Origin of the sequence: Methylovorus mays, assembly GCF_020531915.1 — a bacterium.
Classification (GTDB): domain Bacteria; phylum Pseudomonadota; class Gammaproteobacteria; order Burkholderiales; family Methylophilaceae; genus Methylovorus; species Methylovorus mays.
On the sequence record NZ_JAJAVG010000003.1, the window covers coordinates 219449 to 234436 of the forward strand.

Annotated in this window: 14 protein-coding genes; 8 read left to right on the forward strand and 6 right to left on the reverse strand. The window is 55.5% G+C overall.

Features of this window, described 5'->3' with window-relative positions:
• Positions 1–139 precede the first annotated feature (139 nt).
• The 6 genes from murJ to msrB all read left to right on the forward strand — a co-directional run bounded on the left by murJ (position 140) and on the right by msrB (position 7062).
• The gene (murJ, locus tag LG203_RS01655; RefSeq protein WP_230344204.1) at positions 140–1678 is read left to right on the forward strand and encodes a murein biosynthesis integral membrane protein MurJ; all 1539 of its coding nucleotides are present in this window, start codon (positions 140–142) and stop codon (positions 1676–1678) included.
• Positions 1678–2586, forward strand: a complete 909-nt coding sequence (locus tag LG203_RS01660; RefSeq protein WP_230344205.1) for a bifunctional riboflavin kinase/FAD synthetase — start codon at positions 1678–1680, stop codon at positions 2584–2586. Before murJ ends, LG203_RS01660 begins: the two co-directional genes overlap by 1 nt.
• A gap of 73 nt (positions 2587–2659) precedes the next feature.
• On the forward strand, positions 2660–5464 hold the full coding sequence (gene ileS / locus LG203_RS01665; protein WP_230344206.1) for an isoleucine--tRNA ligase: 2805 nt from the start codon (positions 2660–2662) through the stop codon (positions 5462–5464).
• Positions 5457–5912 carry a signal peptidase II gene (lspA, locus tag LG203_RS01670; protein ID WP_230344207.1) on the forward strand — a complete coding sequence of 152 codons (456 nt, stop codon included), beginning with the start codon at positions 5457–5459 and terminating at the stop codon, positions 5910–5912. Before ileS ends, lspA begins: the two co-directional genes overlap by 8 nt.
• A gap of 53 nt (positions 5913–5965) precedes the next feature.
• The gene (locus tag LG203_RS01675) at positions 5966–6601 is read left to right on the forward strand and encodes a sulfite oxidase-like oxidoreductase (RefSeq protein ID WP_230344208.1); all 636 of its coding nucleotides are present in this window, start codon (positions 5966–5968) and stop codon (positions 6599–6601) included.
• Positions 6577–7062: a peptide-methionine (R)-S-oxide reductase MsrB gene (gene msrB, locus LG203_RS01680; RefSeq protein WP_230344209.1), complete on the forward strand. Its 486-nt coding sequence runs from the start codon at positions 6577–6579 to the stop codon at positions 7060–7062. The genes LG203_RS01675 and msrB overlap by 25 nt, the downstream gene beginning before the upstream one ends.
• A 52-nt stretch (positions 7063–7114) precedes the next feature.
• On the opposite strand, the gene LG203_RS01685 is transcribed toward msrB, so the two are convergent.
• Together LG203_RS01685 and LG203_RS01690 are read right to left on the reverse strand one after the other, a co-directional pair.
• Positions 7115–8050 carry a DUF808 domain-containing protein gene (locus LG203_RS01685; protein WP_230344210.1) on the reverse strand — a complete coding sequence of 312 codons (936 nt, stop codon included), beginning with the start codon at positions 8048–8050 and terminating at the stop codon, positions 7115–7117.
• A gap of 109 nt (positions 8051–8159) precedes the next feature.
• Entirely contained in the window at positions 8160–9218 is a 1059-nt protein-coding gene (locus tag LG203_RS01690) for an NAD(P)-dependent alcohol dehydrogenase (protein WP_230344211.1), read from the reverse strand.
• Between the two features lie 162 nt (positions 9219–9380).
• Here LG203_RS01690 and bamE point away from each other — a divergent pair, with 162 nt between their 5' ends.
• Positions 9381–9686, forward strand: a complete 306-nt coding sequence (gene bamE, locus LG203_RS01695; RefSeq protein WP_230344212.1) for an outer membrane protein assembly factor BamE domain-containing protein — start codon at positions 9381–9383, stop codon at positions 9684–9686.
• Between the two features lie 20 nt (positions 9687–9706).
• A complete protein-coding gene (locus LG203_RS01700) occupies positions 9707–10345 on the forward strand; it encodes a hypothetical protein (protein ID WP_230344213.1) in 639 nt (212 codons plus the stop codon).
• Between the two features lie 90 nt (positions 10346–10435).
• Here the strand turns inward: LG203_RS01700 and LG203_RS01705 are convergent, their stop codons facing one another.
• The 4 genes from LG203_RS01705 to LG203_RS01720 form a co-directional block, all read right to left on the reverse strand.
• On the reverse strand, positions 10436–11902 hold the full coding sequence (locus LG203_RS01705) for a catalase (RefSeq protein ID WP_230344214.1): 1467 nt from the start codon (positions 11900–11902) through the stop codon (positions 10436–10438).
• Between the two features lie 231 nt (positions 11903–12133).
• Positions 12134–12244, reverse strand: coding sequence for a cytochrome bd-I oxidase subunit CydX (gene cydX / locus LG203_RS01710; protein ID WP_015829420.1), 111 nt, complete (start codon positions 12242–12244; stop codon positions 12134–12136).
• An 11-nt stretch (positions 12245–12255) separates the two neighbouring features.
• Positions 12256–13404: a cytochrome d ubiquinol oxidase subunit II gene (cydB, locus tag LG203_RS01715; protein ID WP_230344215.1), complete on the reverse strand. Its 1149-nt coding sequence runs from the start codon at positions 13402–13404 to the stop codon at positions 12256–12258.
• A 9-nt stretch (positions 13405–13413) separates the two neighbouring features.
• Complete coding sequence (locus LG203_RS01720) at positions 13414–14982, reverse strand: cytochrome ubiquinol oxidase subunit I (protein WP_230344216.1); 1569 nt, start codon at positions 14980–14982, stop codon at positions 13414–13416.
• Between the last annotated feature and the right edge of the window lie 6 nt (positions 14983–14988).

Here is a 14988-nt window from a genome sequence, read left to right on the forward strand (position 1 = left end):
TCCCTGGTCTCTGGCCCGAATACCATGAGTAATTTTCAGGTTTTGGACTTGATGAGTGGCTTCGCAGCCCACGCGCATTATAGATGGCTCCGCGCCAACCCACGGCGGTGGCAGAATATTAATTGAAAATACTGGCGTAATGAACCTCCTAAAAGCTCTGGCTACTGTCGGCAGCATGACCTTTGTTTCGCGCATCCTCGGTTTTGTGCGTGACACGCTCATCGCTCGTGTATTTGGCGCCGGTATTTATACCGATGCTTTTTTTGTCGCCTTCAAAATCCCCAATCTTTTGCGTCGCCTGTTTGCAGAGGGCGCATTTTCGCAGGCTTTTGTGCCGGTGCTGGCTGAATATAAAAACCGGCGTGGCCACGAGGAAACCCGCCTTCTGGTGGATCACGTGGCAACCTTGCTGGGTCTGGCGCTCATCGTCGTGACGATATTGGGCATGCTGGCAGCGCCCTGGGTGGTGTATATCAGTGCGCCTGGCTTTGAAGCCGAGCCGGATAAATTTGCCATGACCGTGGCACTGTTGCGGGTGACGTTTCCCTACATTTTCTTTATCTCGCTGGTCTCGCTGGCGGGCGGCGTGCTGAATACTTACAGCAAGTTTTCCGTGCCTGCCTTTACGCCAGTCTGGCTCAATATCACGTTCATTGTGGCCGCGCTGTTTTTTGCCCCTTATTTTGATCCTCCCGTGATGGTGCTGGGGTGGGCGGTATTTGCCGGAGGCGTGTTGCAGCTGGTATATCAAGTGCCATATTTGCGCCAGATCGGGCTGCTGCCACGCATACGACTGGGCCTGGGGGATGAGGGGGTATGGCGTATCCTGCGCTTGATGGGCCCGGCGGTTTTCGGGGTGTCGATTGCGCAAATATCACTGCTCATCAATACCATTTTTGCCTCGTTTCTGCAGACTGGCAGTGTCTCCTGGCTGTACTACGCAGACCGTCTGATGGAGTTTCCTACCGGCATTCTGGGGGTGGCTCTCGGGACTATCCTCTTGCCCAGCCTGTCCAAAAGCTTTGCTGACAAGGCCGATGGCGAATACTCACAATTGCTCGACTGGGGGCTGCGGCTGACCTTTATTCTGGCCTTGCCAGCGGCGGTGGCGCTGGCGGTGATTGCCGTGCCGCTGGTGGCGAGCCTGTTCCACTATGGCGCGTTTTCTGAACAGGATGTGTGGATGACACGGCAGGCCCTGATGGCATACAGCCTGGGGCTGCTTGGCCTGATTCTGGTCAAGGTGCTGGCACCTGCGTTTTACTCGCGTCAGGACATCAAAACTCCGGTGAAGATCGCTATTTTCACCTTGCTGGCGACGCAGGCGATGAACCTTCTGTTTATCGGTCCATTCAAGCATGCCGGGCTGGCACTGGCTATCGGCCTGGGGGCTTGCCTCAATGCCGGGCTGCTGTATTTCTACCTGCGCCGAGCCAATATCTATAAACCGCAAGTCGGCTGGTGGGGGTTCATGTTCAAGTTGCTGGTTGCGGTTTCCGTGATGGGGGGCGTGTTGTATGTCGCCATGGGCGATAACCAGCACTGGATGCATCTCAAGCTGCTGGCCAAACTGACTTCCGTGGCCATGTTGGTCGGGTTGGGGGCTGTTACTTATTTTGCCGCGCTATGGCTTATGGGCATACGGCCGAAAGACTTCATGCGGCGGGTGGCTATCTGATGCGGGTATTCCGGCATTTTCCTGATAGCGGGCAACGCTTACCCGCAGCGCTGGCGATAGGCAATTTTGATGGCGTGCACCTAGGCCATCAGGCGCTGTTGCGCCAGCTGGTGCAAGTGGCCGCGGCGCGAGGTCTGCAGCCTGTAGTCATGACCTTTGAACCGCATCCACGCGAATTCTTCACCCCTCTGCAAGCGCCAGCGCGGTTGACCTCACTGCGTGAGAAGTTAGAACACTTTATCGACGCTGGTGTGGCAGATGTCTATGTTTGCCATTTCAATCAGCGCTTCGCCGCGCTTGAGGCCTCTGCCTTCATGCAGGATATTCTGCGTGGGCAGTTGAATGCCGATGCCATTCTAGTGGGCGATGACTTTCGCTTTGGTGCGCGGCGCCAGGGTGGATTGGATGATCTGCGCCAGGCCGGCTTTTCACTGGAAAGCGTGCCGGAAATTCAACTGGATGGCGATCGCATATCCAGCACGCGCGTGCGTCAGGCGCTACATGACGGCGACTTGCCACTAGCGAGTGCCTTGCTGGGACGCTATTACAGCATCAGCGGCAAGGTCGTGCATGGTCGAAAATTGGGGCGCCAGCTGGGATTTCCCACTGCAAACATACACATGCGGCACGAACGGCCTGCACTGACCGGGGTATATGCGGTAAAATTGGACGGTTTGCCGGGTGTGGCCAATCTTGGCGTGCGCCCGACCATTGCCGGAACCCCGCGCCTGAGTCTTGAGGTCCATCTGCTGGATTACAGCGGCGACCTTTACGACCGCCATGTCCATGTCAGCTTCCTGAAAAAGCTGCGTGAGGAAATGAAGTTCCCCGGGTTGGATGCGCTCAAGCAACAGATAGCGCTGGATAGTGCTCAGGCCCGCACCTTTTTTGCAAGCCAAGGTGGCTGATCAGGGTGCCTGACTTTTTATAATACCGTTTCACTTTTGCAAACCATACGGCTCAACTTAAAGACACGTGTTCATGACCGACGAAACCAAATACCCGCTTAACTTGCCGGAAACCAGCTTCCCCATGCGTGGCGATCTCGCCAAGCGTGAGCCAGGCTGGCTGAAAGCCTGGCAGGATAAAAAACTTTACCAGCGCATCCGCAAGGCACGTCAGGGCAAGCAGAAATTCATCCTGCATGACGGCCCGCCTTATGCCAACGGGGATATTCACATCGGTCATGCCGTCAACAAAATCCTGAAGGACATCATCGTCAAATCCAAGACCCTGAGCGGTTTTGATGCGCCTTATGTGCCGGGCTGGGATTGCCACGGCCTGCCTATCGAGCTGATGGTGGAAAAGCAGCACGGCAAGAATATCGATCCTGCCCACTTTCGCGAGTTGTGTCGCGAATATGCCAAGGAGCAAATCGAACGCCAGAAGAAGGATTTCATCCGTCTGGGCGTGCTGGGCGATTGGGATCATCCCTACCTGACCATGGATTTCAAGACCGAGGCCGACATCATGCGCGCCCTGGGCGAGATCTATCAGAATGGTTACCTGTATCAGGGCAGCAAGCCCGTGCATTGGTGCGTGGACTGCGGCTCCGCCTTGGCCGAAGCCGAAGTGGAGTACGAAGATGTCAATTCTCCTGCCATAGATGTGGGGTTTCGCTTTATTGACAATGCCGCGCTGAGTGCCGTTTTTGATACGCGATTGGACGGTGACGTGTATGCTGTTATCTGGACGACAACGCCCTGGACCCTGCCTGCCAACCAGGCGGTGAGTGTGCATCCTGAGCTGGACTATGATGTGATCCGCACCAGCAAGGGCTTGCTGGTATTAGCACATGCCTTGGCTGAAGCCACGCTCACGCGCTACGGCGAAGAAGACGCGACGACGCTGGGCAGTTGCAAAGGCGCAAGCCTGATGGGCTTCATGCTGCAACATCCCTTCGATAATCGCCAGGTGCCTGTGATCACGGGGGAACATGTCACTACCGATGCTGGTACCGGCCTGGTGCATACGGCAGCGGCCCACGGTAACGACGACTGGCTGGTAATGCGTGCTCATTACCCCAGTGAAAAGCCGCGTGTACTGCTCGGCGGCGATGGCAAATTCTTCACGAGTGACCTGGTTGAATTGGACGCCATTCGCGGCCTCAGCCGTCAGGAAGCCAACAAGGTCATCCTCGCCAAGCTGCAGGAAAACGGAGTGCTGTTTGCCAGCGCCCGTCTGAATCACAGCTTCCCGCATTGCTGGCGCCACAAGACGCCGTTGATGCAACTGGCGACGCATCAATGGTTTATCGGTATGAATGCCCAGGACAAGACCGGCACCAGCTTGCGCGAACATGCCAACCAGGCGGTCGATGCCACCGAATTCTTCCCGACATGGGGCCGCGCGCGCCTTGAAGCCATGATCAAGAATCGTCCGGATTGGTGCGTGTCGCGTCAGCGCAACTGGGGCGTGCCCATGCCGCTTTTTGTGCACAAGGAAACCGGCGAACTGCATCCTGAGACCATGCGCCTGCTGGAAACCGTTGCGCTGCAAGTGGAACAACAGGGCGTCGAAGCCTGGTTCTCGCTGGATGGCGCTGCCTTCCTCGCCCAACATGTCCCGGACAATGCCGAGCAATATAAAAAAGTCACCGATACCCTGGATGTCTGGTTTGATTCCGGCGCCACGCATGCAGCCGTGCTGAAGCGGCGCGAAGAGCTGCGCAGCCCGGCTGATCTTTACCTGGAAGGCTCGGACCAGCATCGTGGCTGGTTCCAGTCCAGCCTGCTGACGGGGTGTGCCATCGATGGCCGCGCGCCGTATAACGCCTTGCTGACACATGGTTTTGTCGTGGATGGCGCTGGTCACAAGATGAGCAAATCCAAGGGCAATGTCGTCGCGCCCCAAAAGGTGATGGACACCTATGGCGCCGATATCCTGCGTCTGTGGGTGGCTTCCACTGATTACTCCGGCGAGCTGACCATCTCCGATGAAATCCTGAAACGCGTGGCCGAAGGCTATCGTCGCATCCGCAATACCTTGCGCTTCCTGCTGGCCAATCTGGCTGACTTTGATGCCAGCCAGGATTTGCTGCCAGTGGATCAATGGCTGGAAATTGACCGCTATGCGCTGGTGCTGACCACGCAACTGCAGGAATCCATCGTCAAGGATTACGACAAGTATGAGTTCCACCTCGCGGTGCAGAAATTTGTCGGCTTCTGCTCAGAAGACCTGGGTGGTTTCTACCTGGATATCCTGAAAGATCGCCTCTACACCACCGGTGCCAGTTCGCATGCGCGCCGTGCTGCGCAAAGCGCGCTCTACCATATCACGCACGGGCTGATGCGCTTGATGGCGCCTATCCTCAGCTTTACTTCGGATGAAATCTGGCAGACGCTGGGCTTGAGCGCGGACGATAGCGTGTTTGAGGAAGAGTGGTATGAGTTTCCTGCTATGGAAGAGTCAGGGTTGCTTGAAAAATGGGAAAAGATACGAGAGTTCAGATCCTTTGTCATGAAGGAGTTGGAGGTTCAGCGATCGCAAGGGCTGATCGGTTCATCGCTGCAGGCAGAGCTTCAAATTGATGCTTCATCAGCTTTTGATGCTCTTTCTTCTCTGGGTGACGACCTCAAGTTTGTCTTTATCGTTTCAGACGTCAGGTTGGAAAAGTCTTCTGACAATGCGGTTGACGGTGTTAGCGTAGTGCCTAGCAAGTATAAAAAGTGTGATCGTTGCTGGCATTACCGCGCCGATGTCGGTGCCCATGCCGACCACCCGACCCTCTGCGGCCGCTGCGTCAGCAATCTGTTTGGTGCCGGTGAGCCACGTCAGCATGCGTAAATGGCTGGCGCTTAGCGCGGCGGTCATCGCGCTCGATCTGTACACCAAGCATCTGGTGGTGAAGGCGTTTGCGTATGGCGAGCATCTGCCCATCACCTCATTTTTTGATCTGGTGCGTTACCACAACGAGGGGGCGGCATTCAGCTTCCTGAGTCAGGCGGGCGGCTGGCAGCGTGTGTTTTTCAGTGCGATTGCCCTGATTGCATCGGGCATTATCCTGTTCATGCTGCGTCGCCATCCCTCACAGAAACTTTTCTGTTTTGCGCTGGCCCTAGTATTAGGCGGGGCGCTGGGCAACCTGTATGACCGACTGACACTGGGCTATGTGGTGGATTTCCTGTTCTTCCACTACCAGAGTTACTATTGGCCCGCGTTTAACGTGGCCGATTCGGCGATCTGCGTGGGCGTCGCCCTGCTAATTCTGGACAGCTTTAAAAAGAAGTCCTGACCTTATTTTCTAACCGACAGGCCCCGGGCGGGCTAGTCCACAGGAGCCATTACATGCCGGATTGGGAAAAACTGATCGCTGCCAAAGTCGCCGTCGCCCAGCGTGGTTTGCAAAAGCCGGGCAAGGTCAGCGCCAACGCGCGTATTCCTGCCGGGCAGACCGAGGTCAGGAATTTTCCCGTGCTTGATCTGGGCATCCAGCCTGAAATCCCATTGCAGGAGTGGTCATTGCGGGTGTTTGGCCTGGTGCAGAACGACATCACACTGGATTGGACGGCCTATCAGGCCATGCCGCAGGTGGAAGACGTGTCGGACTTTCACTGCGTTACCCGCTGGTCACAACTGGATATGGAATGGGCTGGTATCTCGGCCAGCGAACTGTTGCTGCAGGCAGGGCCTTTGCCCGAGGCAGGCTTTGTGACCTTGCATTGCTACGATGGCTATACCACCAACCTGCCGCTGGAAGCTTTGCTGGATGATGATGTGATCATTGCCCACAGCGTGTTTGGTCAGCCGCTGAGTATCGAGCATGGTGGGCCGGTACGATTGGTTGTGCCCAAACGCTATGCCTGGAAGAGCCCAAAGTGGCTGAAGGCCATTGAACTGCATGCCGAAGACCGTCCCGGTTTCTGGGAAGTGCGTGGATATCATAACGAGGCGGACCCATGGCTCGAACAGCGCTTCGGTTAAAACTGATCGAAACCCTGATGGCCAAGCGTCAGGCTGATCGTGAGGAGAACATCATGGCAACCGTCATCAAAACCGATGAGGAATGGCGCGCCCAACTGACGCCATTGCAATATGAAGTCACCCGCCAGGCCGCCACCGAGCGCCCGGGCACCGGCGAATATGCGTTTCGCTTTGAGCCTGGGGTATATCGCTGTGTATGCTGTGATACGCCCCTTTTTGCATCGGATACCAAGTTTGATGCGGGCTGTGGCTGGCCCAGCTATTTTGAGCCGCTGGATCCGGCCAATGTGCGTGAAAAACGCGACATCAGCCACGGCATGATACGCACCGAGGTGATTTGCAATGTGTGCGATGCGCATCTCGGACATGTGTTCCCCGATGGCCCGAAACCTACCGGGCTGCGCTATTGCATCAACTCTGCTTCGCTAAGCTTCGAGCCTTTGCACCCCGTTCAGGGCTGAGGGCACTCCAGACCTTCTCTCCGGAGTTCCGGCTACCGCCTTTGCCAGCAGGCTACCTGCGGCGTATCAGCCGCTGGATAAGGGTCACCAGCAGCACAATCAATCCACCTGCCACGATGCCGATCAAGGCATCAAGTGCAATCGTCGCCAGCAAGGCAACGACATTGCCTGCAGAGGCACTCACCGTGCTTTGTACATCTGCCGCAATGTGGTGCAGCCATGGCAAGCCATGCGCCAGAATCCCACCGCCTACCATGAACATTGCCGCCGTACCGACGACGGAAAGCGTACGCATCAGCCATGGTGCGCCTGCCAGCAGCAAGCGACCCAGGCCACGGCTTAACGCGGCTAATAATGTTTTTCCGCGCCGCTGGGCCAGATAGAGGCCGCCGTCATCCAGTTTGACGATGCCCGCTACCAGGCCATACACACCGACCGTCATGATGATGGCGATGCCTGTCAGTACCGAGATTTGCTTGGCAAGTGTGGCACCCGCCACGGTGCCCAGTGTGATGACAATGATTTCTGCTGACAGGATAAAGTCGGTGCGCACTGCGCCTTGGATCTTGTCACGCTCAAAACGCACCATGTCGACCGCCGGATCGCTGAGTGCCTGCACTTGTGCGGCGTGCCTGGTCTCATCTTCGGCGCCATGCAGGAATTTGTGCGCGAGCTTTTCAAACCCTTCAAAGCATAAAAATGCGCCGCCCAGCATCAGCAAGGGCGTAATGGCCCAGGGCAAAAAAGCGCTGATCAACAGCGCGGTTGGCACCAGTATCAGCTTGTTGATGAAGGAGCCCTTGGCCACGGCCCACACCACGGGCAGTTCGCGGTCAGCTTTGACTCCCGCTACTTGCTGGGCATTGAGTGCCAGATCATCGCCCAGTACCCCTGCGGTTTTCTTGGCGGCTACCTTGGTCATGACGGAAACGTCATCCAGTATGGTGGCAATGTCGTCGATCAGGGTGAGCAAGCTGCTACCGGCCATGATGTTGTCCTGTGTATCAAATGAGTCGCCAGTGTACCTGAATGTCTGGCAGATAATAAAAAGCCCCCGACGCAGGGCGGCGGGGGCGGGTAATGCATCGTTTTTTTTATCAGGCGGCCTGTTTCAGGCTGGCTAGATCAATCACAAAGCGGTATTTCACATCGCTCTTCAACATGCGTTCAAATGCATTGTTGATGTCCTGCATGTTGATCAGCTCGATATCCGAGGTGATATTGTGCTCGGCGCAGAAGTCCAGCATTTCCTGGGTTTCGCGCAAACCGCCAATCAGCGAGCCCGCCAGAGAGCGGCGTTTGAAGATCAGGTTGCCAATGTTCGGCGTCGGGTGAGGGCTATCCGGCACGCCTACCAGGCAATGCGTGCCATCGCGCTTGAGCAGGGAGGTGTATTGGTCCAGATCGTGTGGTGCGGCGACCGTATTCAGAATGAAATCAAAACTCTGCGCGTGTTTGGCCATTTCTTCCGGGTTCTTGGAGATCACGACTTCATCCGCGCCCAGGCGCTTCGCATCTTCCACTTTGCTGGCCGAGGTAGTGAAGAGCACGGTGTGAGCGCCAAAGGCATGCGCAAACTTCACGGCCATGTGCCCCAATCCACCGAGGCCGACCACACCGACTTTTTGACCAGGGCCGACCTTCCAGTTGCGCAGGGGGGAATAGGTGGTAATGCCAGCACACAGCAAAGGCGCGACCGCTGCCAGGTCCAGTTTTTCCGACACCTTCAGCACAAAACGCTGCTCCACCACGATCAGGTTGGAGTAACCGCCATAGGTGGATTGCCCGGGCATTTGCTTGTCCGGCGAGTTGTAGGTAAAAACCGCGTGGTTACAGTATTGCTCCAGACTGTCTTCGCAATCCGGACAACTGCGGCAAGAGTCCACCAGACAGCCAACACCAGCCAGATCCCCCGCCCTGAACTTGGTGACGGCGCTACCGACCTTGGTCACACGGCCCACAATCTCATGTCCCGGCACCATGGGGAAAGTCGAATTGCCCCATTCATCCCGCACCTGGTGCAAATCCGAGTGGCAAACACCGCAAAACAGAATCTCGATTTCGACGTCATTGGCGCCTACCTCGCGACGCTCGAAACTAAAAGGGGCCAACGGCTTCTTGGGATCGTAAGCGGCATAACCGATTGCTTTTGCCATGGGGATAACCTCCGCAGAATTGTTATAAAACAGAAGAGGCTGTGCCGAACGGCACAACCTGATGTGGGACAGTATGCAATAGTCTGGTGTTCCAATAAATGATGCAGTCTTGAAATCACAATTCCGCAAATTGAAACAATCGTTATGACATGGAGTTAGAGCTTGATACCTCTTGGAGGCCTCCGACTTAGATTTTATTTTTATATCGCCATTCTGTTTTTGCAAACCTCTTGCGCTATCGCGCCTTATATCAACTGTGCTGATGGAAAAAAAGTGCAGGTGGGAATGACACAGGACGAAGTGGTAAAGCTCATGGGGGATCCTTATTTTGTGAGCCTTAGCAAAGGCTCCGTCGTCTTTGGTTGGCAGGATAACGAAGATGTTAGGCAAGCAAAAAACGACCTTCAAGTCACCATTAACCCGCAAACCAAGCTTATCGACAAAGTGGAAGGAACTTGCTCTCAATGATCAGGATAATTTTTCTCGTAATGTTGGTTTTTTCCATCCATCTTCAGATGGTCGAGCCTGCTCTCGCGGATACTGTGGCTGGCATGCCGTTCAATGTCAAAGGCGAGCGGTTGGATGTGACGCCACCGCCTGGCTGGAATATTGTCTGGATGGAAGGTGATTCCACGGGTGAATATTTTGTGGAGTACGCGCCGGCTGGGGAGGATGTCGAGACATGGAAAACGGGGCATCTTTCGATTGTCCGAAAACCCTATCCATCGGCTCAGACCATGAAGGAAATTCGCGATGCAAAACTCAAGGTGGCGGACGTGGCATTGATAGGCATGGTCAAGCGCTTGTCTAGCTCATGTGCGGGATATGAGGAGATCACCATGCGTACCACGACGGCCAACGGCCTTTATTCTGCACTCGGCGGGGGATATTGTGGAAAACCGTCCGAAAATGCCCCGCTGGGGGAGGGCGCTTTCGTCGCTTTTTACGAAAGCAAGAATTTCATTTACAAAGTGCAATACAGCTGGCGCCCGCAATCCGAAGCCGAGAAGCAAAGTTCGCTATGGGGGATCGATGCGGCGCATGCCAAGCTTTATCGTGAATCCCTCAAGTCGGCTACGCTTTGTGATGAAAGCAAAAAAACCTGCAAAACGCGCTATCTGCCTTGAGTAAGCTTTCTGCCCCGGCATCCAAGCATTGCCGAGGCAAAAAAAAGCCCCTCATTCCAAAAGGATGAGGGGCTTTTTCATGGCGAAGAATTACGAAATAGCAGCAATCGCCTTTTTCACGCCAGCAGCATAAGCCGGGTCGGCCTTTTCAAACTGGGCCAGTACACGGGCCTGAATATCCGCATTGGCTTGCGACAAACCGCCGGCAATGTTGTTGAACAACTGTTGCTTCTGATCGTCGTTCATCAAGCGGAAGAGGTCACCGGCCTGCGTGTAATAGTCTTCCTGGCTCTGGTCGTGGTAGCCAATCCATGCCTGTTCCAATACCGGCATCGGCGGTGGCGCAAATTCCGCTGCGGGTACTGGTGCACCTTCGGCTGCACGGTCATTCGGGTAGAAATTCGGCGAACCGAGGAAGACGTTTTCATGACCATGTGCCGGGCAACCCATGCCGGCCATGGCGCCATCGCGCTGGTAATGGTTGACCGGACAACGCGGGGCATTTACCGGCAACTGGTTGGCGTTAACACCCACGCGGTAGCGATGTGCATCCTGATACGCCAGCAAGCGGGCTTGCAACATCTTGTCCGGCGAAGCGCCTACACCAGGCACAAGATTGCTGGGGGCGAAGGCGGCTTGTTCGGTTTCGGCAAAGTAGTTGCGTACATTCCGGTTCAATTCCAGCTGACCAATCTCGATCAAGGGGAAATCCTTGTGCGGCCAGATCTTGGTCAAGTCGAACGGGTTGATGTGATAACCCTTTGCTTCTGCTTCCGACATGATCTGCAATTTCACTGTCCAGCTGGGGAAATCACCGCGATCAATCGCATCCACCAGATCCTGCTGGGCACCAAACGCTGGCATCTTGGCGGCTTCTTCATTGGTCAGGGTTTTGATGCCCTGATTGGTCTTGAAGTGCCACTTGATCCAGTAGCGCTGGCCATCCTTGTTCCAGAAGCTCAGCGTGTGTGAGCTGAAGCCGTGCACGTGGCGATACGAAGCCGGGATGCCACGGTCCGACATCAGGATGGTCATCTGATGCAAGGATTGGGGATGATTGGCCCAGAATTCGAAGGCATTGGCTGGATTGGGCAAATTGGTGCGCGGGTCTTTTTTCTGGCTGTGGATGAAGTCCGGAAACTTGATCGGGTCATTCAAAAAGAACACGGGCGTATTGTTGCCCACAATATCCAGGTTGCCTTGCGGTGTGTAAAACTTCACGGCAAAGCCTCGGGGATCACGCGCATAGTCGCTGGAATCCTGACCGCCACCTACGGTAGAGAAGCGCAAGAATACTTCGGTCTTTTGCCCCACATCCTGCAAGAAGCTGGCGATGGTGTAATCCTTGAGGCTTTTGCTCAAGGTGAAGGTGCCGTAAGCGCCGGTGCCGCGGGCATGCACTACGCGCTCGGGGATACGCTCACGGTTAAAGTGGGCCAGCTTTTCAAAAAGGTAGTGATTGTCAAAGGTCAGTGGGCCACGTGCCCCTACGCTGATGCTGTTGTTGTCATCGGGTACGGGAGCACCGGCTGAGGTGGTCAAGATGTCTTTGCTCATTACATTCTCCTTGTCTGGGTTGATAACCTGGCGGTGGCGCCTTGGTATGGGTGCCATAGTAATGAAAGTTTTCTGATATCTGAAGTTGATTGTTTTGATGCTATCAATAAGTAAAACTGATCAATAAAACCCTACCCTGCCGACTATAAAAAAAGAAGGCGGTTTCTACTAGAGAAACCGCCCACAGCGGAGATGAATCCAGTGATGAATTGAAACGGCAGACCTGATTAGCTATTCAGTGTCCTGCTCTTCAAATGGCAGCTCGGATTCGAGCCACATGACATTGATGATGCCAAATGCCAGCGCCAGTCCGACGCCCAGTATCCAGGTGAAATACCACATGTGCGTGCTCCTTAGTAGGCTGTATGCGAGTTATCGCGAATATGCTGTACCGTGATCTTGCCGCGCAATACGCGGAATACCCAGGAGGTATAGATCAGGATCAGTGGCAGGAAGATCAGGGTCACCACAAACATGATGCCCAGGGTTTTCTTGCTGGAGACGGCATCCCACAAGGTCAGGCTGCTCACCGGGTCGGTACTGGACGGCATGATGAATGGAAACATGGAGAACCCGGCCGTGAGGATGATCCCTGCCAGCGCCAGGCTGCTGAAGACAAAGGCGCAGCGCTCCCATTTTTTGGCCGCACCCAGCAAGGCCAGTGCAATGCCCGCAAAGCCGACGGCAGGTGCCAACATCATCCAGGGATAGGTGCTGTAATTGCTGAGCCACGCTCCGGCGACTTTTTCAACTGTTTTGTGTAGCGGGTTGATGGCGCTATTGACGTCTGGAATTTGCAGCAGTCTGTAACCTTCAATCCCGGCGGCCAGCCACAGGCCTGCCAACGCAAACAGAATGGCACACGCGATGCCGCTGATGCGGGCCGCACGTGCAGCCCGCTTTTGCACGGGACCCTCGGTGCGCAATTGCAGGTAGATGGCGCCGTGCATCAACAGCATGGTCAGACTGACCAGACCGCAGAGCAGGGCAAATGGGTTGAGCAGCGCCCAGAAACTGCCGGTATAAAACGAGCGCAGTGTGTCGTCGTAATGGAAGGGCAGGCCCAGCAGCAGATTGCCAAAGGCTACGCCGAACACCAGGGATGGTACAAAGCCGCCGACAAACAAGGCCCAATCCCAGCCATTGCGCCAGGCCGGACTTTCCATCTTGCTGCGGTAATCAAAGCCTACCGGCCGGAAAAACAGGGCAAACAGCACTAGCAGCAAAGCTACATACAGGCCGGAGAACGCCGCAGCATACACCAGCGGCCATGCGGCAAAAATGGCGCCGCCTGCGGTAATCAGCCAGGTCTGGTTGCCTTCCCATACCGGGCCGACCGAGTTGATGATGACACGACGCTCGTCGTCGGTTTTTCCCAGAAAGGGCAGCAAGGTAGTCACGCCCATGTCAAAGCCATCCATGATGGCAAAGCCAATCAGCAGTACGCCCACAAACAGCCACCAGACCAGCTTGAGGGTTTGATAGTCGATGATCTCGCTCATGATTTTTCCTTAAGCAGTAGCACGCGATGAAACTTCAAAGTGATAGCGACCGGTATGCAGGCTGGAAGGCCCAAGTCGCGCGTACTTGAACATCAGGAACAACTCGATCAGCAGAAGCAGGGTGTAGAAGCCAATAAAGCCGGCAATGCTGAAGTAGAGTTCACCCGGGTTCAGCGACGAGGTCGACAGATGTGTGGGCAGAATGCCGGAAATGGTCCATGGCTGGCGGCCCATCTCGGCTACTATCCAACCCATTTCGGCGGCAATCCATGGCACGGGGATCGCGACCACGGCCAGACGCAGCAGCCAGGTCTTGCTGGCAATGGTGCGTTTGGCCGAGTAATAAAATGCAGCCCCCAGCATGAATAGCATCAGCACGCCCAGGCCCACCATGATGCGGAAACTCCAGAACAGCGCAAATACATTCGGAATGGTATCGGCGGCCGCCAGCTTCACTTGCTCATCTGTCGCATCGACCACATTCGGTGTGTATTTCTTCAGCAGCAGGCCATGGCCCAGGTCATCGCGCACGGCGTTAAACGCGGCAACGGCTTCGGCGCTGGTATCGCCACTCTTCAGTTTCTGCAAGGCCGCGTATGCCACCATGCCGTTGCGGATGCGGTCTTCGTTTTCGCGCTTGATATCTACCAGACCTGTCACCGGCTCATCCAGCGAGCGGGTGGCGATGATGCCCATCACGTAGGGTATCTTGACGGCGTAATCAGTGCGTTCTTCTTTCTGGTTGGGCAGGCCAAACAGGGTGAAGGAGGCCGGTGGCGGTTCGGTATGCCATTCGGCTTCCACGGCGGCCAGTTTTACCTTTTGCACTTCGCCGGTGGCATAGCCGGATTCATCGCCCAGAATAATCACCGACAGGATGGAAGCGAGGCCAAATCCGGAGGCGACTGCGATCGAGCGCAAGGCAAATGCGGTATCGCGCTTTTTCAGCAGATACCACGATGAGATGCCCAGTACGAACATGGCGGCAGTGGTGTATCCGGCCGCCACGGTATGCACGAACTTGACCTGGGCTACGGGGTTGAACAGCAGATGCGCGAAATTCGTCATCTCCATGCGCATCGTTTCAAAGTTGAATTCAGCGCCCACCGGGTTCTGCATCCAGCCATTGGCAATCAGGATCCACAGTGCAGACAGATTGGAACCCAATGCCACCAGGAACGTAACGACCAGATGCTGCTTTTTGCTTAGACGATCCCAGCCGAAGAAAAACAGGCCGACAAACGTGGACTCCAGGAAGAAAGCCATCAGGCCCTCGATCGCCAACGGCGCGCCGAAAATGTCACCGACATAATGCGAGTAGTACGCCCAGTTGGTACCAAACTGGAATTCCATGGTGATGCCTGTGGTGACCCCCATGGCAAAGTTGATGCCGAACAACTTGCCCCAGAATTTAGTCATGTCGCGGTATACCTGCTTACCGGTCATCACGTATACGGATTCCATGATCACCAGCATCCAGGAAAGCCCGAGGGTGAGAGGGACAAACAGGAAGTGGTAGAGTGCGGTGGCGCCAAATTGCAGCCTGGAAAGATCGACGACTTCAGCCGAGGGTAGCATCGCATG